The sequence below is a fragment of the Kribbella orskensis genome (assembly GCF_004342085.1).
Lineage (GTDB): Bacteria > Actinomycetota > Actinomycetes > Propionibacteriales > Kribbellaceae > Kribbella > Kribbella orskensis.
Genome location: NZ_SLWM01000018.1, coordinates 113,865 through 134,679 on the forward strand (window position 1 = coordinate 113,865; position 20,815 = coordinate 134,679).

The 20,815-nt window shown below is 68.8% G+C and carries 26 protein-coding genes; 11 read left to right on the top strand and 15 right to left on the bottom strand.

Annotated features, from left to right (window positions below; translation table 11 throughout):
- Nucleotides 1-86 precede the first annotated feature (86 nt).
- Entirely contained in the window at nucleotides 87-674 is a 588-nt protein-coding gene (locus tag EV644_RS33485; protein WP_241999125.1) for a histidine phosphatase family protein, read from the top strand.
- A gap of 44 nt (nucleotides 675-718) precedes the next feature.
- On the opposite strand, the gene EV644_RS33490 is transcribed toward EV644_RS33485, so the two are convergent.
- The 3 genes from EV644_RS33490 to EV644_RS33500 all read right to left on the bottom strand — a co-directional run bounded on the left by EV644_RS33490 (nucleotide 719) and on the right by EV644_RS33500 (nucleotide 2,967).
- On the bottom strand, nucleotides 719-1,501 hold the full coding sequence (locus EV644_RS33490) for a TetR/AcrR family transcriptional regulator (protein WP_241999126.1): 783 nt from the start codon (nucleotides 1,499-1,501) through the stop codon (nucleotides 719-721).
- Between the two features lie 126 nt (nucleotides 1,502-1,627).
- Entirely contained in the window at nucleotides 1,628-2,518 is an 891-nt protein-coding gene (locus EV644_RS33495; protein WP_132193561.1) for a GNAT family N-acetyltransferase, read from the bottom strand.
- Between the two features lie 44 nt (nucleotides 2,519-2,562).
- Nucleotides 2,563-2,967 (bottom strand): NUDIX domain-containing protein, encoded by a 405-nt coding sequence (locus EV644_RS33500; protein ID WP_132193563.1) that lies wholly within the window; start codon nucleotides 2,965-2,967, stop codon nucleotides 2,563-2,565.
- An 80-nt stretch (nucleotides 2,968-3,047) separates the two neighbouring features.
- On the opposite strand from EV644_RS33500, the gene EV644_RS33505 reads away from it, so the two are divergent.
- The 7 genes from EV644_RS33505 to EV644_RS33535 all read left to right on the top strand — a co-directional run bounded on the left by EV644_RS33505 (nucleotide 3,048) and on the right by EV644_RS33535 (nucleotide 9,177).
- Nucleotides 3,048-3,929, top strand: coding sequence for a PHP domain-containing protein (locus tag EV644_RS33505; protein WP_132193565.1), 882 nt, complete (start codon nucleotides 3,048-3,050; stop codon nucleotides 3,927-3,929).
- Nucleotides 3,926-4,543 (top strand): MarC family protein, encoded by a 618-nt coding sequence (locus EV644_RS33510; protein WP_132193567.1) that lies wholly within the window; start codon nucleotides 3,926-3,928, stop codon nucleotides 4,541-4,543. The genes EV644_RS33505 and EV644_RS33510 overlap by 4 nt, the downstream gene beginning before the upstream one ends.
- A 3-nt stretch (nucleotides 4,544-4,546) precedes the next feature.
- Nucleotides 4,547-5,443: a RecB family exonuclease gene (locus EV644_RS33515; protein ID WP_132193569.1), complete on the top strand. Its 897-nt coding sequence runs from the start codon at nucleotides 4,547-4,549 to the stop codon at nucleotides 5,441-5,443.
- Nucleotides 5,444-5,532: 89 nt separating this feature from the next.
- Nucleotides 5,533-6,372 (top strand): alpha/beta fold hydrolase, encoded by an 840-nt coding sequence (locus EV644_RS33520; protein ID WP_132193571.1) that lies wholly within the window; start codon nucleotides 5,533-5,535, stop codon nucleotides 6,370-6,372.
- Between the two features lie 217 nt (nucleotides 6,373-6,589).
- On the top strand, nucleotides 6,590-7,387 hold the full coding sequence (locus EV644_RS33525; protein WP_132193573.1) for an ABC transporter permease: 798 nt from the start codon (nucleotides 6,590-6,592) through the stop codon (nucleotides 7,385-7,387).
- Entirely contained in the window at nucleotides 7,380-8,210 is an 831-nt protein-coding gene (locus EV644_RS33530; protein WP_241999128.1) for an ABC transporter permease, read from the top strand. Before EV644_RS33525 ends, EV644_RS33530 begins: the two co-directional genes overlap by 8 nt.
- 4 nt (nucleotides 8,211-8,214) lie before the next feature.
- Nucleotides 8,215-9,177, top strand: a complete 963-nt coding sequence (locus tag EV644_RS33535; protein WP_132193575.1) for an ABC transporter ATP-binding protein — start codon at nucleotides 8,215-8,217, stop codon at nucleotides 9,175-9,177.
- 23 nt (nucleotides 9,178-9,200) lie between these two features.
- Here the strand turns inward: EV644_RS33535 and EV644_RS47300 are convergent, their stop codons facing one another.
- From EV644_RS47300 to EV644_RS33565, 8 genes are all read right to left on the bottom strand, one after another.
- A complete protein-coding gene (locus tag EV644_RS47300; protein ID WP_255511383.1) occupies nucleotides 9,201-9,326 on the bottom strand; it encodes a hypothetical protein in 126 nt (41 codons plus the stop codon).
- 307 nt (nucleotides 9,327-9,633) lie between these two features.
- Nucleotides 9,634-10,326, bottom strand: coding sequence for a hypothetical protein (locus EV644_RS33540; RefSeq protein WP_132333421.1), 693 nt, complete (start codon nucleotides 10,324-10,326; stop codon nucleotides 9,634-9,636).
- A 353-nt stretch (nucleotides 10,327-10,679) separates the two neighbouring features.
- Nucleotides 10,680-11,279, bottom strand: a complete 600-nt coding sequence (locus EV644_RS33545; RefSeq protein WP_132193579.1) for a hypothetical protein — start codon at nucleotides 11,277-11,279, stop codon at nucleotides 10,680-10,682.
- Between the two features lie 159 nt (nucleotides 11,280-11,438).
- On the bottom strand, nucleotides 11,439-11,579 hold the full coding sequence (locus tag EV644_RS44815; protein ID WP_158292991.1) for a hypothetical protein: 141 nt from the start codon (nucleotides 11,577-11,579) through the stop codon (nucleotides 11,439-11,441).
- Between the two features lie 315 nt (nucleotides 11,580-11,894).
- Entirely contained in the window at nucleotides 11,895-12,272 is a 378-nt protein-coding gene (locus tag EV644_RS33550; protein WP_132193581.1) for a hypothetical protein, read from the bottom strand.
- 8 nt (nucleotides 12,273-12,280) lie between these two features.
- Complete coding sequence (locus EV644_RS33555) at nucleotides 12,281-12,700, bottom strand: hypothetical protein (protein ID WP_132193583.1); 420 nt, start codon at nucleotides 12,698-12,700, stop codon at nucleotides 12,281-12,283.
- A 128-nt stretch (nucleotides 12,701-12,828) separates the two neighbouring features.
- Nucleotides 12,829-13,140, bottom strand: a complete 312-nt coding sequence (locus EV644_RS33560) for a hypothetical protein (RefSeq protein ID WP_132193585.1) — start codon at nucleotides 13,138-13,140, stop codon at nucleotides 12,829-12,831.
- Nucleotides 13,137-13,958 (bottom strand): hypothetical protein, encoded by an 822-nt coding sequence (locus EV644_RS33565; protein WP_132193587.1) that lies wholly within the window; start codon nucleotides 13,956-13,958, stop codon nucleotides 13,137-13,139. Before EV644_RS33565 ends, EV644_RS33560 begins: the two co-directional genes overlap by 4 nt.
- 187 nt (nucleotides 13,959-14,145) lie before the next feature.
- On the opposite strand from EV644_RS33565, the gene EV644_RS33570 reads away from it, so the two are divergent.
- Both EV644_RS33570 and EV644_RS33575 read left to right on the top strand, forming a co-directional pair.
- Nucleotides 14,146-14,652 carry an RNA polymerase sigma factor gene (locus tag EV644_RS33570; RefSeq protein ID WP_241999131.1) on the top strand — a complete coding sequence of 169 codons (507 nt, stop codon included), beginning with the start codon at nucleotides 14,146-14,148 and terminating at the stop codon, nucleotides 14,650-14,652.
- Complete coding sequence (locus tag EV644_RS33575; protein ID WP_132193591.1) at nucleotides 14,649-15,698, top strand: hypothetical protein; 1,050 nt, start codon at nucleotides 14,649-14,651, stop codon at nucleotides 15,696-15,698. Before EV644_RS33570 ends, EV644_RS33575 begins: the two co-directional genes overlap by 4 nt.
- Nucleotides 15,699-15,754: 56 nt before the next feature.
- Here EV644_RS33575 and EV644_RS33580 read toward each other — a convergent pair whose 3' ends face one another.
- Nucleotides 15,755-16,612: an alpha/beta fold hydrolase gene (locus EV644_RS33580; RefSeq protein WP_132193593.1), complete on the bottom strand. Its 858-nt coding sequence runs from the start codon at nucleotides 16,610-16,612 to the stop codon at nucleotides 15,755-15,757.
- The gene (locus EV644_RS33585) at nucleotides 16,609-16,815 is read right to left on the bottom strand and encodes a hypothetical protein (protein ID WP_132193595.1); all 207 of its coding nucleotides are present in this window, start codon (nucleotides 16,813-16,815) and stop codon (nucleotides 16,609-16,611) included. Before EV644_RS33585 ends, EV644_RS33580 begins: the two co-directional genes overlap by 4 nt.
- A 77-nt stretch (nucleotides 16,816-16,892) precedes the next feature.
- On the opposite strand from EV644_RS33585, the gene EV644_RS33590 reads away from it, so the two are divergent.
- Entirely contained in the window at nucleotides 16,893-17,651 is a 759-nt protein-coding gene (locus tag EV644_RS33590; protein ID WP_132193597.1) for a ParA family protein, read from the top strand.
- 1 nt (nucleotide 17,652) lies between these two features.
- Here EV644_RS33590 and EV644_RS33595 read toward each other — a convergent pair whose 3' ends face one another.
- Entirely contained in the window at nucleotides 17,653-18,552 is a 900-nt protein-coding gene (locus EV644_RS33595) for a DUF4349 domain-containing protein (protein WP_132193599.1), read from the bottom strand.
- Between the two features lie 161 nt (nucleotides 18,553-18,713).
- Nucleotides 18,714-20,504, bottom strand: a complete 1,791-nt coding sequence (locus EV644_RS33600) for a DEAD/DEAH box helicase (RefSeq protein WP_241999132.1) — start codon at nucleotides 20,502-20,504, stop codon at nucleotides 18,714-18,716.
- Nucleotides 20,505-20,815: the final 311 nt, after the last annotated feature.

A 20,815-nucleotide genomic window follows, 5' to 3' on the forward strand; every position in this document is an offset into this window, starting at 1 on the left:
CGCTTACAGTTTGCGACCCTGCCCTGTCCGGACCCGATCGGTCAAGGGCTCGCGCACCTTCGGCCACGATCTGCGACGATGAAACCGTGACCACCCACGGACTGTCAGCGGAACGCGAGGACCAGCTCTGGCTGGTCCGCCACGGCGAGACCGAATGGAGCAAGTCCGGCAAGCACACCTCCTGGACCGATCTGCCGCTGACCGGGGACGGTGAGCGGACGGCCGCGTCGTTGAAGGACAGGCTGGCCGACAACCAGTTCGACCTGGTGCTCACCAGCCCCCGCCAACGGGCGCGCCGGACTGCCGAGCTGGCCGGCTTCCCGGACGCTGTCGTCGACGAGGACCTGGTCGAGTGGAACTACGGCGACTACGAAGGCGTGACGACAGCGGAGATCCGCGAGACGGTGCCCGGCTGGACTGTTTGGGACTTCCCAGTGCCCAGCGGCGAAACCCCCGCCAAGGTGACCACCCGCCTCGACCGCGTCGTCGCCCGGATCGCGGCGGTCGACGGCGACGTCCTGGTCTTCGGCCACTCCCACGCCCTCCGCGGCCTCACCGCCCGCTGGCTGGAACTAGAAGTCACCGAGGGCCGTCACTTCGTCCTCAACACAGCCACCATCTCCACCCTCGGCTGGGAACGAGGCTCCCCAGCAATCCTCAAGTGGAACAGCTAACCCACGACCAACCTCGCCAAGGCCCACCAACAGCGCTGGAACAGCTAACCCGCGATCAGGTCCACCAGGATCTCCACCCGCTCCTGCTGCTGCTTCGGCCGCAGACGTCCTCCTGCCTGCAGCGTTGCCAGGCCGTGTAGCGAACTCCAGAACACTTCGGTGAGGCTCTCGCCGTCTGCTCCGTGCCGGGCGAATGGCTCGACTGTCCCGCGGATCGCACCGAATGCCTCCTGCAGGCTTGCAGGCACCTCTCCGGTGGCGAAGGTCAGTTCGGTCGGTCGCACGAACATCGCCTGATAGAGCGCGGGGTGCTCGCCCGCGAAGTCGAGATAGGCCTCAGCCACCGCGCGCAGCCCCTCCGAAGCTGATCTCTCTCCAGCTCTGGCCGCGGCTTTTGCAGCCGTCCGGGCCTCCGCCAGAGCAGTCGCCAGCTCTCCGAAACCTTCGAGCGCGACCGCGGCGGCGATGGCGTCCATGTTCTTGAAGTGGCTGTAGAGAACGGGCTGGCTGTACTCGACCCGGTCGGCGAGCTTGCGGGTCGTCACCGCGTCCCAACCCTCGGCTTCGGCCAGCTCGCGGGCCGCGCTGACGATCAACTGGCTGCGCTGCTCACGAGCCTTCTGTTTCCGCTCCTGGACTGGCATGGCTCTGACTCTAGCACTGCTAGACATCCTAGCGTCGGCAATGCTAGCGTCGCTAAAACCGGCGTGGTGATGGGCCTGGCCGCGATCATCCCGATCGTCGACATGGTCGCCGTGCTCACCCACGGCGGTTCGGTAGCCACCGCCCTGGGGCATCCACGGCCTCACCGCCGTGATCGTCGCCATCGCCGCGGTCGCCCTCCTGCGCGAGCGCCCGGCCACACCCGCCGCTCAGCCCACGCAGGGAGCACTCGCCGCTCAGCCGGTCCCGGTCGCACCGGCCGCTCAGTCCGTCCCGGTCGCGCCCGCCGATCAGTCGGTCCGAGTCGGGGACCACTCGTAGAGGTCGATCGTGCAGTACTCGCGGAACCCGAGCCGCGCGTACACGGAGCGTCCCGCCGGCGACGACCCCAGTACGCCGTACCGGACGCCGGTGCTGCCGGTGGTGACGGTGTGGTCGGTGTCGCGGGCGTCCTCGAGGGCGGCGCGGGTGATCGCGGTGCCGATCCCGCGTCGCCGCGCCTCGGGGATGGTCATCACGAAGTAGACGCCGGCGACTCCGGCGGCGAGGTAGATCGTGGTCGTCGCCACCGGTTCTCCGTCGAGCCAACCGAGGTAGTGCCGCCACGGATCCCCGAGACCGAGGCGCCGATAGACCTCACCAACCCAGCGGGCCTCCCTGACCCCTTCCCCGAAGCCCCGACCCAACGTCTCCACCCAGACCCCGAGCTCCTCCTCCGTCCGCACCCGCTCGACCCGCAGCCCCGTCGTACGAGCGGAATCGACGGGTTCAGCGGGGCCGGCGAGTTGGGCGGGGTCGGTGAGTTCGGCCAGGGGGATGGCCATGCCTGGCTCGCTGCCGCCGTGGGTGAAGCCGGCCGCTAGCAAGCGCTCGCCTAGATCAGCCGGGCGCATCGAGGGGCCGACGTGCCAGCTGCCGGGGACGTTGTTGTTCTTCAACTCGTGCAGCGATTCCGCGATCACCGCGTCCGCGGTCTGGGCGGTGAGATCGGCCGCGACTATGGCGTTGTGGTAGTCGATCGGCGATCCACCGATCGTCCAACGAACGCCGGCTTCGTCCCGCTGCCGACCACCGCCGGCCGCGCCCATCGCCATCAACAGCTCTGCCGCGTTCTCCTCGATCGCCCGCACCAGTTCGGCCGGGTTGTGCTCGGTCGCCTGCGCCAGTTCAGCGTCGTCCATCCCCGCAGTCTCCCGCCGACCGACCGCCCGCACGACTCATTTGCTCAGCCGGGTAGCGCGTTCCACTGCGCGAGGGTGGAGGCGAGGAGGGTGGCGGTGGGGAGGTTGTGGAACTCGTCGCGGTTGACGAAGCGGGCGTCCGAGGCGTCGTCACCGGCCGCCAGGACACCGCCGACCTGGGCCGCCTGGTAGTCGCGGATCACGTAGAGCTTGCCGTTCGGGCCGTCGCGCTCGACCTCGCCGACGAACCGCCCGACCATCACCTCGAGCCCGGTCTCCTCCGCCACTTCGCGGGCCACCGCGGTCGGATCGTCCTCGCCGGGCTCGACCCGGCCGCCCGGCAGCGACCAGAGCCCACGGCCCGGCTCGTTGGCCCGCTGGACGACCAGCAGGCGGTGCTGTTCGTCGTACACGAGAGCTCCGACACAGTCGACGCGGTCCACATCCATGTGGAGAACGATAAGGACCGGAGGTGCGCACGGATAGCATCAGCGCTGACAGATGTCCAGAGAAGGGATCCCGATCACTCGTGCTCATCGACCTGCACACCCACTCGAACCGCTCGGACGGCACCGACCCGGTCGACGTCCTGATCGCGCACGCGAAGCGGGACGGCCTGGACGTGATCGCGCTCACCGATCACGACACGGCCGACGGCTGGGGCGAGGGTCGGCGAGCCGCCGAGGAGCTCGGGATCGGCTTCGTGCCCGGGATCGAGATCTCCTGCAAGCTGAACGGCATCAGCGTGCACCTGCTCGGCTACCTCCTCGACCCGTCCTACCAGCCGCTCGCTGTCGAGCTCGCCACCGTCCGTGACGGCCGCACCGACCGGATCCCGTCGATCGTGGCCCGGCTGAACGGGATGGGCGTCGCCCTGACTGTCGACGAGGTGCTCGCCCAGGCGACCGGGACCCCGTCCGTCGGCCGCCCGCACGTCGCGGACGCGCTGGTCGCCAACGGCACCGTCGCGAGCCGCGGCGAGGCGTTCGACCGGTTCCTGGCCGACGGCCGCCCCGGGCACGTCTCGCACTACGCGATCGAGCCGGGCCGGGCGATCGACATCGTCCGCGCGGCCGGGGGAGTCCCGGTGATCGCGCACCCGTGGGGTCGCTCCAGCTACAAGGTGATGACCGAGGAGATGATCGCCCGGCTGGTCGCCGAGCACGGCCTGGCCGGGATCGAGGTCGACCACCAGGACCACTCGCCGGAGTCCCGGGTCGCGCTGCGCGGGATCGCCAACGAGCTCGGCATCATCTACACCGGCTCCAGCGACCACCACGGGATCGGCAAGATCGACCACGACCTCGGTGTGAACACCACCGAGCCCGAGCAGTTCGCCCGCCTCCTCGAGGTCGCGAAGCTCAACGCCGCGGCCAGCTCGGCGAACGTGCCCGAGGCCTACCTGCCGTGAACGACGTCATCAACCTGTCGCTGCTCAGCTCGGTCTTCGTCACACTGTTCGTGATCATGGACCCGCCGGGCACCGTGCCGGTGTTCATCTCGCTGACGGCCGGACAGTCCCGGGCGGTCCGGAAGAAGGCCGCCTGGCAGGCGGTGCTGGTCGCGTTCGGCGTGATCGTGGTGTTCGCCGCCTTCGGCCAGCAGATCCTGAGCCATCTCGGCATCACCCTGCCTGCTCTGCAGGCCGCGGGTGGTCTGCTGCTCCTGCTGATCGCGTTGCAGTTGCTGACCGACACCGCGGAGGACCCGGTCCAGACTAAGAACGTGAACATCGCCTTTGTCCCGCTCGGTACTCCGCTGCTGGCCGGCCCGGGCGCGATCGTCGCCACGATGGTGTTCGTGCAGCGCGCGGACGGCTCGCTGCCGGACGTGGTCGCGATCTCGATCGGCATCGTGCTGATCCACCTGGTGATGTGGCTGACGCTGCGCTTCTCCGGCGTGATCATGCGCATCCTCGGGGAGAACGGCGTGCTCCTGGTCACCCGGATCGCCGGTCTGCTACTGAGCGCGATCGCCGTCCAGCTGGTCGCGGACGCGGTCACCGACTTCATCGAGGCGAGCTGACAGATGAACGACATGCTGCCCGGGATGCCGACGAGGTTGTTCGTCGCGACGCCGACGAAGCTGCTGAACTTCGCCGACTGCAAGCGCAAGTACCGCTACACCTATCTGGAGACCCCGCGGCCGCCTAAAGGCCCGCCGTGGGCGCACAACACGGTCGGCGCCGTGCTGCACGAGTCGCTGGCCGAGTTCTGGCGCTGGCCCGCGTCCCGGCGTACGACGGTCGAGGCGGTCGGCAAGCTGCGCACCAGCTGGCGGCACGAGGGATTCCGCGACGAGCGGCAGTCGCTCGACTGGCGGGAGCGTTCGGTCGAGATGCTGAGCACCTACCTGCACCAGATCGACCCGTACTTCGAACCGCGCGGGGTGGAGCGCACGGTCGCGTTCACCACCGAACGGGCCAGTCTGCGTGGCCGGGTGGACCGTATCGACGAGCGCCCGGCCCGGGACGGCAACGGCGGGACCGAGCTGGCGATCGTCGACTACAAGACCGGGCGACGACCGCTGACCAGCACGGACGCCAGGTCGTCGCTCGCGATGGCGCTCTACGTGCTCGGCGCCCGCCGGGTGCTGCACCGGCCGTGCACCCGGGTCGAGCTGCACCACCTGCCCACCAACACCATCGCCGCCGCCGACCACGACGACGCCTCCCTGGCGCGGCACCAGCGCCGGGCCGAGTCGATCGCGGACGACGCGGCCGCCGCCGAGGCCCGCTGGCACGAGGGGCTCAGCCCGGCTGAGGCCGACGAGGTCTTCCCGCCGGAGCCGTCCGCGCTGTGCGGCTGGTGCGACTTCGCCCGGATCTGCCCGCAAGGCCGCCGGGTCGCACCGCCCCGCGACCCCTGGGCGGCCCTCGAAGACCCCGAGGCGGTCACCAACCCCGACGTCGCCGAGGCCGGCTGACCGGGCGTACCAGCGGTATGTGCGCGGCGTACCAGCGGGGGCGACGAAGCTGAGGTCACCGAACGACGTTTGAGGACCAGGGGTGACCGATGACCGCGAAGACCGTGAACAAACTGGCCGTGCCGGGCGCGACGCTGCACTACGAGGTGACCGGATCCGGTCCTGTGCTGCTGCTGATCGCCGGCGGGTATGCCGACTGCGGAGTGTTCGACGGGATCGTCGGCCAGCTCGCCGCGGAGTACACCGTGGTCTCGTACGATCCCCGCGGCAACTCGCGGAGCCCGTACGACGGTGCGCCCGTCGACGAGCGGGTGGATCGTGCCGCGGAGGACGCGCTGACTCTGCTCGACGAGGTGGCGGGGGACGAGCCGGCGTACGTGTTCGGCAGCGGGACCGGGGCGATCGCTGGGCTGGAGCTCATCACCCGGCATCCCGACCGGGTGCGGATGCTCGTCGCGCACGAGCCGCCATGTGTGGAGGTGCTGCCGGACGCGGAGACGCCCCGCGCGTTCTACGAGGACGTGCACGCGACCTGCGCCGCGGACGGGGTGGAGACGGCGCAGCGGTTGTACGAGATCGGCACCGGGCTGGACGAGGACGACCTGCCGGCGCCGGAGGACCTGCGGCCGGAGTTCCGCGAGGTGATGGCGCGGATGGACGCGAACGCGGGGGTCTACTTCACGCACAAACTGTTGCCGTTCACCCGGTACCAGCCGGAGCTGCTCGCGCTGGAGCGGGTCGCGCACAAGATCGTGCCGGCCGCCGGGGTGGACGCCGCGGCGCACCTGCCGGCGCAGCCGATCAGCGTGATCGCCGACTACCTGGGCTGGCCGGTGGTCAGCTTCCCCGGCGGCCACGGCGGCTACGCGAGCCACCCGGTCCGGTTCGCCACCTTGCTCGCCCGGGTCCTCGAGGCCGAGATCAGCTGAGCTCTGCCGTTGCGTGGCGGCCGGGCGGTATTGCGGTTGACGCCCGGCCGCGGACCGGCGTACTGTCCGTCTCCTTCCCTTGACAACGGCACGTTCGTCGTGCCGCCACAGTGGTGTCCGAACCCCCGGGTCCTGACGGATCCGGGGTAGTTCTGCGTGCGCCACGACCGGCACGGCTACCTTCGGACACCACCTCGAGTGCGCGAAGGAGGTAGCGGTGGGGGTGTACTGGGCGATCGCGGTGCGTTCGTTCCGCCGGTTCTCGACGTACCGGATCGCCACCTTGTCCGGCGCGTTCACCAACACGGTGTTCGGCTTCATCTTCTGCGGCGTCTACCTGACGCTGTGGCACACCAGGCCCGGCCTCGGCGGGTACGACGTGTCCGACGCGCTCACCTTCGTCTGGCTGCAGCAGGGGTTGCTCGCGCCGGTCGGCATCTTCGGCGCGACCACGACCGTCGAGCTGGGCGAACGCGTCCGCACCGGGGAGATCGCGGTCGATCTCTACCGGCCGACCCACCTGATGCTCTGGTGGTTGTCGGTGGACGCCGGCCGGGCCGTCTTCCAGTTGCTCGCGCGCGGCGGTGCTCCGCTGATCGTCGGCGCGCTGGCGTTCGACCTGAACTTCCCGTCCTCGCCCACGCAGTGGCTGGCGGTGGCCGTCTCTGTGGCGCTCGGCATTCTGGTCAGCTTCGGCATCCGGTACCTCGTGGCGCTGTCAGGGTTCTGGATCACCGATTCGCGCGGGGTGGAGAGCATGGCGCTGGTGCTGTCGCTGTTCTTCTCCGGCGCGATCCTGCCGCTGGTGGTGTTCCCGGGGTGGGTCGGCGGGGTCGCCCGGGCGACTCCCTGGGCGGCGACCCTGCAGGTGCCGATCGACGTCTGGCTCGGGCGGAACCCGCGCGGGGTGGGATGGGCGCTGGCGTTCCAGCTGGTCTGGATCGTCGTCCTCGGCCTGGCCGGACGGATGGCCACCGTGCTCGCGACCCGGAAGGTGGTGATCCAGGGTGGCTGAGTCCACTTCGTTGCGCAGGGCAATCGCCTGGCCCGGGCAGTACCGGATGCTGGTGATGATGTGGATCCGGTCGTCGCTGGCCTACCCGGCGTCGTTCGCGCTGACGCTGGTGAGCACGATGCTGATCACCGGGACCGACTTCGTCGCGGTGGTGCTGATGTTCAGCCACATCGAGTCGTTCGGCGGTTTCAGCCTGGGGGAGATGGGCCTGCTCTACGGCACCGCATCGATGACGCTGGGGCTCGCGGACCTGGCCACCGGGTCGATCGAGCGGATCGGGCAGCGGATCCGGACCGGCGAGCTGGACGTCTGGCTGATCCGCCCGGTGCCGGCCTTCATCCAGGCGGTCGCGGACAACTTCGCGCTGCGCCGGCTGGGTCGTCCGTTCCAGGCCGGGCTCGTGCTGGTGATCGCCCTGGGCCACATCGAGCTGGACTGGACCGTTGCCAAGGGCATCGTCCTGGTGGTGTCGATGCTGACCGGTTCGATCATCTTCGGCGCGATCTTCGTACTCGGCGCCGCCTTCCAGTTCATCTCGATCGACTCGGCCGAGCTGGCCAACTCGTTCACCTACGGCGGGCAGCAGCTCACGCAGTACCCGCTGTCCATCTTCGGCAAGGAGATCGTCCGCGCCGTCACCTTCGTCGTTCCGCTGGCCTTCGTGAACTACTACCCGGTGCTCTTCGTGCTGGGCAAGCCCGCCCCACTGGGGCTGCCGTCCTGGATCGGCCTGCTGGCTCCGGTGGTCGCCGTCGCGATGATCGCGCTGGCGTCGCTGGCCTGGCGGGGCGGTCTCCGTCGTTACCGCAGTACAGGGAGTTGAGCAGATGGGCGTCATCGAACTGGAGAACGTGTCCCGCGCCTTCACCGTGACGAGCCGCACCGGCTTGCGGCGTACCAAGCGGGAGGTGCGCGCCGTCGACAACCTGTCCTTCACCGTCGGCCGCGGCGAGGTGGTCGGCTACATCGGCCCGAACGGCGCGGGCAAGTCCACCACGATCAAGATGCTCACCGGCATCCTGGTCCCGTCCGGCGGCTCGATCCGGGTGGCCGGCGTCGACCCGTCGCGGAACCGGCTGAAGCTGGCCAAGCGGATCGGCGTCGTCTTCGGCCAGCGCACCACCCTGTGGTGGGACCTGCCGCTGAAGGACTCCTTCGCCGTCCTGCAGAAGATGTACGGCGTACCGCGGGCACGGCATGCCGAGAACCTCGCCACCTTCGTGGAACTGCTGGGCCTCGGGGAGCTGCTCGACGTACCGGTGCGGCAGTTGTCGCTCGGCCAGCGGATGCGCGGTGACATCGCGGCGGCGCTGCTGCACGACCCGGAGATCGTCTACCTGGACGAGCCGACGATCGGCCTCGACATCATCAGCAAGGCCCGGCTGCGGGAGTTCCTTGCCCAGGTCAACAAGGACCGGCAGACCACGATCATCCTGACCACCCACGACCTGGACGACATCGAGGCACTCTGCTCCCGGGTGATGGTGATCGACCATGGCCACAAGGTCTACGACGGCACCCTCACCGGCCTCCGCTCCAGCCAGTCGGCCCCCCGAACCCTCGTCGTCGACCTCGCCGCCTCCCTCCCACCCATCACCATCGACGGAGCCACCGTCACCAAGGTCGACGGCCCCCGCCAGTACCTCACCTTCCCCACCACCACGAGCGCAGCCCCATTGGTAGCCCAGATAGCCGCCAACTACCCCCTCCAGGACCTGACCATCGCCGAACCCACCATCGAATCGGTCATTGCCCGCATCTACGCGACCCCGACCCCCGTCACGGATTGAAGCCGGCGACTTTGGCGAGAACCTCATCGTTGGTCCGGGAGGGGGTGAGTTCCGGTGTGGTCGACGCGGAACTTGAAGCCGTACTTGGTGGTCCATTCCAGAGCGCCGTCGGCCAAGCGGCGAACCCTCCAGCCGCCGTGGGTCTTCACCCGGTGGCTGTAGCGCCGCAGCGGGGTGAGGTTGGTGGTGCTGCGCTAGTAACGGGACTCAGGTATCCAGTTCTGGACACCTGCTTGGCGAGGCAACCCGTCAGCCTGGCGCCTCCACGTCGGGCTGCTCCAGCGCACCGGCGGCATACCGGGGCGCGACACCGGTTGCCGGACCGGGCTGGAGTCCCGACGCCACCTGACCCGACAACCAACTGAGGGACGCCCCCAGCGCAGATGCTTGGGGGGCGTCCCTGGTTGCGCGAGCGTTTAGGTCGGGATTCTGACGTCTCGGGTGTGCGCTAGAACGTCACCTGTAGACCTGAGGGCTGGTGGACCCCCAAATCGTCTTGTTCGCCGCGTCGTACAACACCACGCGGTAGTACCGGGCGGCGCTGGTCGGGTAGGTGTAGCTGTAGGTGCCAGACGAGTTGGAGTAGACGTCCTTGAGGCCGCGCCAGGTGCTCGTTCCGGGCGTGCGGTACTGGATTTGGCCGCGCGCGTAGGCCCAGCCCACGAACTTCTCACCGGCCCCCCAGTATCGGGCGGCGGCGGTGCGGACGACCACCCGCGATCCGCTGCGGGTGGCTGTCACCCTGCCGTACGACGACAGACGCACGTCGGTGTAGTACGGGCCGTACTGGTAGATCTCGTTGGAGTTGGCATCGTAAGCACCTGCGGGCCGCCACTGCCACCGGCCGAGCGGCGCGTCCCACGAGTACAGGTCCCACGTGTCGCTGAACGACGGGTAGTCGAATAGCACCGACGTTTGATAGCCCTGCGTGGGGTGGTAGGCCTCCCACGCGGCCCAGTCCATCTGCGCCGATTGGCAGTTGGAACCGGCCCGGATGGTGATGCCCCGATACGGCTGGCCGATGCTTACACGGCTCGGGATGTACGCCGAGCACGTGCCGGCGGCCGTGGCGGTCGGTGCCGCGATGGCCGTCAGGCCGGCGACGGCCAAGCCGATTGTTGCGGTCAATGCGGTCAAGCGTCGGATCATGTTTTGATCCCCTTCCCCCCTGTTGCGGCTGCCCACTGGCCTTTGGCCAGCTGCGCCGGATACTCCTGACTCAAGACTTCCCCTCCCGTGCGCGATCGCCCCTCGACGATCCCCCTGGTGCGCGTTACGTGGCTGCCCCTCATGGGGCCACGCGGCATGCAGCGAGCGTAGGTCCACCCCGCAAACGCCGCAGTCGTTACGCTCGCGTATCCGCGCTCATCCCCTCCGCGCAGAGGATACACGCTCTGTAACGACCGGAGCCCCGGCGGCAGGTCGATTGACGAACCAATCCGCCACTGCACGGGTTCGCAGCGAGAGGGGGCTGCCCGCAGGTCGCCTTGCCGAGCCGCCCATCACTTGTCCGGTGCAGGCCAGAGTCCGAGCACGACGCCGGCTGCGATCCACGTCCGCTGATGGTTGTCCACGTGATCCCGTAGGGAACGCGCGAAATCGGCCATATCCGTCGCCGTGCGCTTGATCGTCTGACGGTGCTGGCTCACCGGATCGTCCCCGTGCGAGCGCAGCCGGTACGAGTAGACGTTCACGTAGTCGGTGGGGTCGGCCTTCTGTGCCTGCTCCTCGGTGAGTTGTCCGGTGCGGACGAGATCGTCTGGCGTGGGGGTGTCACCGAGGATCCACCATGAGTGCATGAGGTCGCCGCGCCTCTTGAGCAGTTCCTGCGCGGTCGTCGCCCAGGTCGTGATCGCGTCGGCCGAGGGTTCTCGGTCCGTGCCCTTGACGTTCGCCGCCTGCAGAGCCTTCTTGATCTCGGCTACGTGCTTCTCGGATTTCCAGCGCAGGATGGTCTTCATCGGCTGCTTCGTCAGCATCGCCGCGAGTTGCCACAGTCCCCATTCGATGCGTGCGGCCTCGACCGCGATCGAGCCGATGTAGGGCAGGTACGGCGCTAGCTTTTGGTCGAGGAGTTCGCGCGGGTTGGTTGGCTCGGTCATGTGAGCATGTCTAGTGGCTGAGCCTCGCCCACTCACATGTGGCGCGCCGCGACCTCGCAACAGCTTGCGATCGACTGTCGTGATCAGTGAGGCGAGACCGTCGCATGCAGTAGACGCATCTCTCCACCCATGAGTCCTCCTCTTGCTATTCAGCAACGATCAGGCGTCCAGGACCCGGAACGCGTTGTCGACGACCGAGTCGGACCCGGTGCGGAACCACAGCATGACGCAACGCTGCGCGGTCGGCCCGGCATCCCGACTGAGTGCCAAGGCGTGCTCGGCCTGGACTTCCTTGCTCATGTCAACGGTCCTTCCTGTTTGCTGGTGGGTGCGGAGCCCCCAGGCCCAACCCCGAGGGGCTCCGCTTGTGCGAGGTTCCTGCTCGCAGCCGAGGATGCCGATCTCCTTCTGCCGCAGGCCGTCCCCGCCATGCTGGGGCTCACGGCGCAGCACCGCCGCCGGCCCCTTGGTGCACATCTCGTGGGGTTCTGTCGCGACCTCGACGTACGCGGTCAGGGCACCCCGGCGTGCACGCTCTCTAAGGACTTCATCGCAGCCCCCTCCACAGGTCGAGCGGGACACCCTCGCGGCGGTTCTGCTCCCGCGCGACGGCCGTCAACTGGTGCTCGACTTCCTGCTCCCGGTGTTGGTGAGGTGTTGAGCGACGGCGAGGAGTTCCCGGGCCAGTTCGCGGTCGGCGATGATGCCGATCGCCTTCGCGCGGCGCAGGTCCAGGGTGTCGGTGTCGCCGAGTTCGGCGAGGGCGTCGGCGATCTGGCGGATGGTGGCGTTGAAATGGATCACGTCACCGGTGGCGGCCTTCACGAACAAGGTGGTGGTGCCGTGTTCATCGGTGCGGCCGGCCCACACACCCCGTTCCTCGGCCTTCGTCTCCGCGGCCGCGCGGGCGGCTTCGGGGTCGGCCTGCCACAGCGCGGCCCTGACGATGTTGGCCAGTCGCAGCGGCGGGATCGAGTCGACGATCCCGGCCACCTTCCGGTCTACGATCGCGGCAGCCTCCACCGACAGGTGAAGACAGGCCGGGCGATGGTGCAGGCCTTCCAAGCTGTCGCGTGCTGGGACTCGACCAGGGCCCAAATCCGCGGCAGCCGATGCCGCAACGCCAGCGCTTGACCCATCAAGGCCGCCGCAGACCCCTTCGACCGACCGATCACCGCCCCGAACTCAGCCGGCGCGAACTCCGCCACCCCCGGACACCCCGGCCCGCCGTACACAAGGCCACGTTCGCCACCAGGAACGGTCTCGCGACCTGAGATCATCGCCGGGTCGGGATGCAGATCGGCGAAGCGCTGCGCATGCCGCAGCAGATCGACCTCGATCTCGAGCTTCATCGCGTGCAACCGGGCGGCCAAGGCGAGCGTCTCGGCCGCACTGAGCTCACTGAGATCGCAGTCGAACATGCGTTCGATTGCAATGTGACTGCTGGCTGGAGTGCAAACCGCGAAGCGTTCGGATCTCCTTATCCACAAGGGGAAACGCCAGGCATCGTGGGGCTGTCAAGCGAGTATGCGCCCTCGTCGAGGTGATGTCAGGGATTGAACCCGGCTGTCATGGACAGAACCTCAGTGGGGTCGAGGGCCTTCTCGTCGGCGCGCCACTCGGACAGGGCTTCGTCGTCCTCGGTCTCGTCGAAGGCGTCGACGCCGTCAGCGATCAGTCTGCGTGCTTCGGCGCTGCCGATCTCCTGGTACGTGAAGTGGCGTTCCAGGTAGAAGTCGTTGCGCAAGGCGTTGTTGTCGTGGAACATGCCGGTGTTGGGCACATACCCGTACATCGTCTCGTGGGCCAGCGCCGCCACCCAGACAACCTGCTCGTCTTCCTTGACCAGATAGAGCTTCATCGGCCGATCCCGTCGCTTTTCGTGGGCGTCAGTGCCTGCGGCGCGCCCCGACTGTCTGAGCTCCGGGCGCCGGCCGGAGCGTTCGCTGGCTCGCGGTGGTCACTGTAGTTGCTCACGGCGACCCGCAGGCCGCCCAGTTGCGTGAGGGTGTCGATGCCGTGAGGCTTCTGCAAGGTGGCCGAGAGCCGGACACATTCCCGCCGTGCTGCCGTCCTCTCCTCAGGAGACGACCGGGCCTCGCGCTCGATCTCGTACCACGGTGTGGTGGCTTCCTTGACCTGCATCGACGCGACGGAGTGGAACTGCACCTCGACCCGATCGTCGGACGGTGTCACGAAGTAGCCGTGGATTCCCTTGTAGCGCGATCCTTCGGTGTAGGACTGCTTGGCATACCGGATCTGCCAGCCGGCTTGACTCAACTCTTCGCAGGTTTCGCGGGTAGCGTCGACGAGAGTGTCGGAGACCTCGGTGAGAGCGGTGTACCGCAGCAGATCGTCCGGTGGATGCCGCTGCTTCGACCGTTGCATGTCATGAAACTTGCGAGCCAGCGACTCTGGCGACTTGATCCTGCGTTCCAGCCGGTAGGCGGAGGCGCTTGGCGGCATCGCTGCCAGGAACTGGGCAGTGATCCTTGGCTCAGTGCTGATCGTCCGCTCGAGCAGTCGCAGACTCCTTGCGGTGGCTTTGGCGCCGTACAGCTGGGTGATCTCAGCGGCGGAGGGCAGCCGCTCACCCCAGTGGACCGGCGCAGGCCCGGTCGAGAAGCGGGCAAGTAGCTCGGAGGGGGCGGGCAGCTGCTCTTGGCCGGGCGGTGGCATGCGGTCCCCCTGGGGCGTTGGGTTCTTTGACCGTAGTCAAGGGATTGGGGGCTGTGGGGTGGGAATTGGGATCTGTGGATAAGTGGGGATTGTGATCGGATTGTGGGGCTGGTGGGGGTTGGGTCGTTGAGTTGTGGGAAGGGGCCAACCGGATGGGGGTTCGGAGGGTAGACAAGGTATGTCGACGATGATCGGGGGGCCGATGCCTGCGACGGCGCTGCCTGGTGACGGGGCGGGGTTCGTGGAGTGGGTGCGACCGCACGTGCCGGCGATGGCCCGGCTGGCGGCGCGGCTCGCGGTCGGGGTCGACCGGGACGATGTCGTGCAGGAGTCCCTCGCGCGCGCCTGGATGAAACGCCACCAGTACGACGGCGAACGCGGTACGGCGTCCGCGTGGTTGCTGGCGATCACCGCGGACCAGGCCCGGAAGGCGACCAGGCGGTTGCGGCCGGTCGCCGAGCTGGAGGACCACGACGCCGCCGAGGCCCGGCCCGACGTCGAGGCACGGGTGGACGTGGATCAGGCGCTCACGGCGTTGTCGGCGCGGCAGCGGCTCGCGGTGGACTGCTACTACTTCGCCGATCTGTCGATCGCGGACACCGCCGCAGTGATGGGCTGCTCCGAGGGCACCGTCAAGTCAACTCTTTCCGATGCGCGGGCCCGCCTGCGCTCCTTGCTGGAGGTCAGCGAATGAACCCGACCGACAAGGTCGACGACCTGCTGGCGAAGGCCGGCGCGCAGTGGCGCGCGGACCAGCCGTCCGCGCCTGAGCCGGATCTCGACCGGATGCTGCACCACAAAAGACCCCGCCGGTGGGTACCGGCACTGGCGGCCGCGAGTGTCGCCGCGATCGCCACGGCGGCGCTGACCGTGCTGCCGGGCGGCAGCGAACCCTCGGTGGCGCCGTCCACCGAGAAGCCGGCAGTTGCCCAAGGCAACGGCAGTGACCCGGACACAGTGCTGGTCCGCAACGGCGACCGGGTGGAGATGTCCGGTGAGGTGATCGCGGCGCCGGGGAAGTCGCCGATCTACTGCGCCCCGCACGCGGAAGTCGCGATCGGCTATCCATCGGGCAAGGAACCGGCGCCGACCTGCTCGGCCGACATCTCGGTCAAGCTGATCGGTGTCGACCTCGACCGGCTCGCCGACACGTCGACGATCAAGGGAGTGCGGAGCGGGCAGGCCCGGCTGGTCGGCATTTGGCAGGACCGGACCGTGACCGTGCAGGAGCAGACCGCCCCGACGGTGGTGACGGCGACGCCGAGTCCGCGCAAGGACGCGGTGCCGTGTCCGACGCCGTCCGGCGGCTGGCCGTTGATCGCTAGCAACATCGACCGCCCGGAGGTGAGCCAGTGGCTCGCGGCCCGGGCCGACCAGATCGACAATCCGGCAATGCTGTATCCGGAGGGAGCCAGCCGGACGAAGCCGATGGTGGTCAGGATCGGCGTCGCGCACGGCGACCTGGGCACCTTCCGCCGGGAATTCGAGAAGGTCTACCAGGGCAACCTCTGCGTGGTCCGGGCGACGTTCAGCCAGGAGGACATCGAGAACATCCAGAACGCGCTCTCGCCGCTGCACCAACAGAAGCTCGGCATCACCGGCTCCTCCGGCCCCGGCCTGGAAGGCGGCGACAAGGTCCACGTGAGCCTGCTGGTGTTCGACGAGAAGACCCGCGCCGCCCTCGCCCCGATCGGCCTGGACAAGCTCGCCCTCAACCCGGCCGTCACCCCCCTTCGCTGACTGCCCGAACGTCCGAAGAACTGAGGGCTACAGCGCTCGGTTCTTCGGACGCAAGCTCAGCGGTCGTGGAAGAAGTCGACCAGCATCCGGGCGGTCGCGGCGGGCTGGTCGATCGCGGGGGAGTGGCCCGCGTCGGCGACCATCTGGGCGTTGACGCCGAGGATGTCCGCCATCTTGTCCTGGATCGGGATCGGCCAGCCGTCGTCGGTCTCGCCGTACATCACCTGGGCCCGCACGCCCGACTTGGCCAGGTGTTCGGTTCGGTCCTCGGCGTCCATCAGCCGCCGGGTGATCGCGGCCAGGCCGGCCGGTACGTTCCCGGTGAACCGCTTGCGCAGGAAGGCGGCGATGTCCTGGGCCGGTGCGACGTACCGGGGTTCCTTGCTGTCGTGCTCGAGCTTGAGGTCGTACACCTGCTCGATCGGCAGATTGTCCAGCCCGAAGGCAAGCATCTGCAGACCCTGCCGCTTCGCCTCGTCGCTGAAGCCGCCGGGCCCCGAGCACATCAGCGTGATGGTGGAGAACACGCTCGGGTCGGCCAGTACCGCCTCGCGCGCGACCAGTCCGCCGAACGAGTGCCCGACCAGCTGGCTGTAGCCGCCGAGCGCCTTGCTCATCGCCACCACGTCCGCCGCGAGCTCCGGCAGCGTGTACGCCGCGGGGTCGGCCGGGCCGGGCGTCTCGTACTGGCCCCGCTGGTCCACCGCGACGGCGATCCAGCCGTACCGCGCGAGGTGGTCCACCAGCGGGGTGAAGTCCTCCTTGCTGCCGGTCCAGCCCGGGACCAGCAGGACCGTGCCCAGCGGCGTACCGATGTCCGGCTTGGCCTGCAGGGTGGCGAAGGAGCCACGATCGGTCTCGAGTGTCACGGGGTGGACCCCGTCTGGCAGCGTCAACGTGCGCGGCGTACTCACGAGTCCACGGTAACGGGTACCTCGGCTCGCTTCGGGCTCCGGAGCAGGGTTGCGGTGGTCACAGCCAGCACGGCAAGGATCGCCGCACTGACCAGAGCAGCAGCCTGTACTCCGTCCGTGTACGCGCCACGAGTGAGTTCCAGCAACTCCCGCGCGCCCGCATAGCGGCCAGCACGCCCAGAGCCGTCACCAGCTCCGACCACTCTCTAACTTCAACGACACTTGAAGTCAAAGCTCGCCCCGGTGGGGTCGCGGTGCCGCGGTGCGGCACAATGTGCTCGTGCCTCGCACACTTGCGGTTGCCAACCAGAAGGGCGGCGTGGCCAAGACGACCACGGTTGCCTCGCTCGGCGCTGCCCTGGTCGAGCTCGGTCAGCGGGTGCTGCTGGTCGACCTGGACCCCCAGGCGTGCCTGACCTTCTCCGTTGGCGTCGACCCCGAAGACCTCGACAAGTCGATCCACCACGTGCTGCTCGGCGGGGTGAAGGTGCAGGACGTGATCGTGCCGTCCGAGGAGGGCCCCGACCTGGTGCCGGCCACCATCGACCTGTCCACCGCGGAGGTGAACCTCGCCGCCGAGAGTGGTCCCGAGCACCTGGTCCGGATCGCCCTGCGGCCGGTGACATCGCAGTACGACTGGATCCTGATCGACTGCCCGCCGACCCTGGGGCTGCTCACGGTGAACGGGTTGTCGGCGGCGTCGGAGGTCCTGATTCCCTTGCAGTGCGAGACTCTCGCGCACCGCGGCGTCGGTCAGTTGCTGGACACCATCCACGATGTCCAGCGCCTGACCAACCCCGGACTGGAGGTGCTCGGCGTCCTCCCGACCCTGTACGACGGGCGCACCAACCACGCGCGGGCGGTGCTCGAGACGATCGCCGACACCTACGCGCTGACCGTGCTCGCCCCGGCGATCCCGAAGTCCATCCGGTTCGCCGAGGCCCCCGCGATCGGGCAGTCCATCCTGAGCACGGCACCCCGTTCGACTGGAGCCAACGCCTACCGCGCGCTGGCTGCGGCCCTCCTCGAAACGCGCTGACTCACCCCTGGTCGGGAGGCACGGCGGCCGGAGTACGGCGGAGGCGGCCGCGGAACTTCCACAGTGGGATGCCGATCAGCGCGAGCACGATCAGGAAGGGCAGCAGGGCGCCGAGCACGGCCGACAGCGCGAAGAACGTCGCGGTGAAGGCATCCCACCCGCCGCGCAGACCCGCCAGGAAGCCACGATCCTCCTTCTCCACCACGGGAGTCTTGCCCTTCTCGGCCACGGTCAGGCTCAGCGTCGCGAGTTCGGTCTGCAGCGACAGGTTCTTCTGCTTCGCCAGCAGCGACTCGAGATCGGCCTCGCGCCGGGTCAGTTCGGTCTCCACCGAGACGATCTCGCCGATCGTGTTCGCCTTCGCCAGCAAAATCCGCATCCTTTCCAGGCTTGCCCGCTGCGAGGCGATGCGGCTTTCGACGTCCACCACCTGCTCGGTGACGTCGCTCGTCTCCTGGTGGATCGCGGTCCGCGTCCCCAGACGGGACAACCTGTCGATGGCCGTCTCGTACGACGCGGTCGGCACCTTGAGAACCAGGTTCGCCTGGGTGATCCGGCCTTCGGAGTTGCTGCCGGTGTCCTCGGAAGCCACCTGGCCCCGCAGGCCCGTGATGATGCCGATCGCCTTCTGCCGGGTCGAGTCCACGTCCTCGGCCTCGACGCTGAGGGAGCCCGTCTTGATGATCGCGCGGGTGACCGTCGGCTGCGCCGCGGGTGCTGCCTTGCCGTCCTTGTTGGCGGAGCCCTCGGATCCGCCCGAGTCGGCCTGCCGAGGGGCCGCCGCGCCGTCGGCCGCAGTACTGGATTCGCCGCTGCTGCCGGAACCGCTGCAGCCGGACAGCAGAACGGCCGCGGCCAGGATCACTCCTGCTGCCGCGGCCGAGATACGTGTCGTCGTCATCGCCACACCCTTCCCTCCACGATGGTTGTCGTCGTGGCTAGGACGGGTCGGCGGTGGTGGGTGTTGCGGGCCGACGGTCACCGTTCAGGCACGGACGGGCGACGAACTGGTCTCGCCCATCCGTGGAACCCCCGGACGGTGATGCTCCGGCTACGCGCCGTTCACTCCGGCGCGGTGAACGTCGGCATGACCGCGCTCGGAGCCTGCTGCGGCTCGTTGCTCGCGGCCTGCTCAGCGGTCTTCGCTGCGGTCTTCTCGTCAGCCTTCTCCGCGGACTGCGGTGCGGCCTCTTCCGAAGCCTTCGCCCTCGACGTCCGCTTGCGGGCCGGCCGCTTCGCCGGCGCCTTCTCCTCGGTCGCCGTCTCGACGGCGGCCGTCGGCTCGGCTGACTTCTCGACCACCGGGGCCTCGGCGGGCCGGCTGACGGACACGTCCGTCTGCTGATCCGTGGTGTCCTCGGTGCGGCGGCGACGGGTGCGCTGCCGGGGCTTGCGCTCCGCCGGTGCCTCCGCTGCCTCGGTCGACGACTCGGCCGTCGGCGGTACCGCGGTCTTGGTGGTCACGTCGGCGTCGGACTTCTGCTCGACCATCCCGCCGCCCTCGACCGTCCCGCCGCCCTCAACCGACTCGGTGCCGCCCTCGACCGGCTGGCCGGCCCGCAGCCGTCGCCGGTTGCGGTTGGGCCGCTTCCGGGCCGGACGCTCGCCGCGCTCACCGGAGTCGCCGTCGGACCCGGCAGTGGATCCGGTAGTGGACTTGGCCTCGCCGTCGCCGGACCGGGTACGCCGGGCCGGCCTGTCGCGGGCGGGCTTGTCCTCCGGCTCGCGGGCCGGCTTGATCCGGCCCTTCGCGCCGGTCGGGATGCCGAGGTCGTGGTAGAGCTCGGGGGAGGTCGAGTAGATCTCCTGCGGCTCGTCGTAGGGCAGGTCGAGCGCCTTGTTGATCGTCTTCCAGCGGACCAGGTCCGCCCAGTCGACGAAGGTGACGGCGATGCCGCTCGCACCTGCGCGGCCGGTCCGGCCGATCCGGTGGATGTAGGCCTTCTCGTCCTCGGGGCAGGTGTTGTTGATGACGTGCGTGACACCCTCGACGTCGATGCCGCGGGCGGCCACGTCGGTACAGATCAGCACGTCGATCTTGTCGCCGCGGAACCGGGTCAGCGCCCGCTCGCGGGCCTGCTGGTTCAGGTCACCGTGGATCGCGGCGGCCTTGAAGCCCCGGTCGATCAGGTCGTCGGTGAGCCGGGACGCCTCCCGCTTGGTGCGGCAGAAGATCATCACCCGGCCGCGGTCGTCGGCCTGCAGGATCCGGGCCACCACCTCGGGCTTGTCGAGATCGTGCGCGCGGTAGACGAACTGCGCTGTGGTCGGCACCATCTCGGTGTCCTCGTGGGACTCCGCCCGGATGTTCAGCGGGTGCCGCATGTGGGTGCGGGCCAGGCCGATCACGGCCGACGGCATGGTTGCCGAGAACAACATGGTCTGGCGCAGCTCGGGCGTCTTGCGCAGGATCCGCTCGACGTCGGGCAGGAAGCCGAGGTCCAGCATCTCGTCGGCCTCGTCGAGCACCAGCACCTTGATGTGGCTGAGGTCGAGCACGCCGCGGTTGGCCAGGTCCAGCAGCCGGCCCGGCGTACCGACGACGACGTCGACACCGGTCTTGAGGGCGTCGAGCTGCGGCTCGTAGGCGACCCCGCCGTAGATGGTCAGGATCCGCACGGTGCGCACGGTGGACGCGGTCTCGAGGTCCTTGGCGACCTGGATGGTGAGCTCGCGGGTCGGGGTGACGACCAGCGCTTGCGGCTTGCCGGGCGCGGCCAGCTCCTCGTAGTCGGCCTCGCCGGGGGAGATGGTGCGCTGCAGCAGCGGGATACCGAACCCGAGGGTCTTACCGGTACCGGTTCGGGCCTGGCCGATCAGGTCGGTCCCCATCAGTGCGACGGGGAGCGTCATCTCCTGGATCGGGAAAGGCTCGATGATGTTGACGCGATCGAGCGCGTCGCAGATCTCGGGCAGGACCCCGAGCTCTCGGAAGGTGGTCAGGCTGATCGCCTCTCACATGCTTGTGCGGACAGTTGCAACAGTGGCCGGGTGGGCGTGGCTGCCCTACTTTTCACGGCGCGGGACACTGTGCAAGCGGCTCGCACCAGCTGCCCATCTGGGCGCGTCACCGGCGAAACACCGTCCAGTGTAGCCGGAACGGGCGCCACGACCGCCTCGTCGCTTTCGGCGTCCGGCTTCCCGGTGCAGATAGTGTGCGCTCC

Coding starts and splice junctions, on each gene's coding strand:
- EV644_RS33490 (WP_241999126.1), bottom strand. CDS start 1,501: ATGGCGACGATCACGGCGGTGAGGCCGTGGATGCCCCAGGGCGGTGGC.
- EV644_RS33495 (WP_132193561.1), bottom strand. CDS start 2,518: ATGGACGACGCTGAACTGGCGCAGGCGACCGAGCACAACCCGGCCGAA.
- EV644_RS33500 (WP_132193563.1), bottom strand. CDS start 2,967: ATGGATGTGGACCGCGTCGACTGTGTCGGAGCTCTCGTGTACGACGAA.
- EV644_RS33515 (WP_132193569.1), top strand. CDS start 4,547: ATGAACGACATGCTGCCCGGGATGCCGACGAGGTTGTTCGTCGCGACG.
- EV644_RS33520 (WP_132193571.1), top strand. CDS start 5,533: ATGACCGCGAAGACCGTGAACAAACTGGCCGTGCCGGGCGCGACGCTG.
- EV644_RS33535 (WP_132193575.1), top strand. CDS start 8,215: ATGGGCGTCATCGAACTGGAGAACGTGTCCCGCGCCTTCACCGTGACG.
- EV644_RS33540 (WP_132333421.1), bottom strand. CDS start 10,326: ATGATCCGACGCTTGACCGCATTGACCGCAACAATCGGCTTGGCCGTC.
- EV644_RS33545 (WP_132193579.1), bottom strand. CDS start 11,279: ATGACCGAGCCAACCAACCCGCGCGAACTCCTCGACCAAAAGCTAGCG.
- EV644_RS44815 (WP_158292991.1), bottom strand. CDS start 11,579: ATGAGCAAGGAAGTCCAGGCCGAGCACGCCTTGGCACTCAGTCGGGAT.
- EV644_RS33555 (WP_132193583.1), bottom strand. CDS start 12,700: ATGTTCGACTGCGATCTCAGTGAGCTCAGTGCGGCCGAGACGCTCGCC.
- EV644_RS33560 (WP_132193585.1), bottom strand. CDS start 13,140: ATGAAGCTCTATCTGGTCAAGGAAGACGAGCAGGTTGTCTGGGTGGCG.
- EV644_RS33565 (WP_132193587.1), bottom strand. CDS start 13,958: ATGCCACCGCCCGGCCAAGAGCAGCTGCCCGCCCCCTCCGAGCTACTT.
- EV644_RS33570 (WP_241999131.1), top strand. CDS start 14,146: ATGATCGGGGGGCCGATGCCTGCGACGGCGCTGCCTGGTGACGGGGCG.
- EV644_RS33575 (WP_132193591.1), top strand. CDS start 14,649: ATGAACCCGACCGACAAGGTCGACGACCTGCTGGCGAAGGCCGGCGCG.
- EV644_RS33595 (WP_132193599.1), bottom strand. CDS start 18,552: ATGACGACGACACGTATCTCGGCCGCGGCAGCAGGAGTGATCCTGGCC.
- EV644_RS33600 (WP_241999132.1), bottom strand. CDS start 20,504: ATGACGCTCCCCGTCGCACTGATGGGGACCGACCTGATCGGCCAGGCC.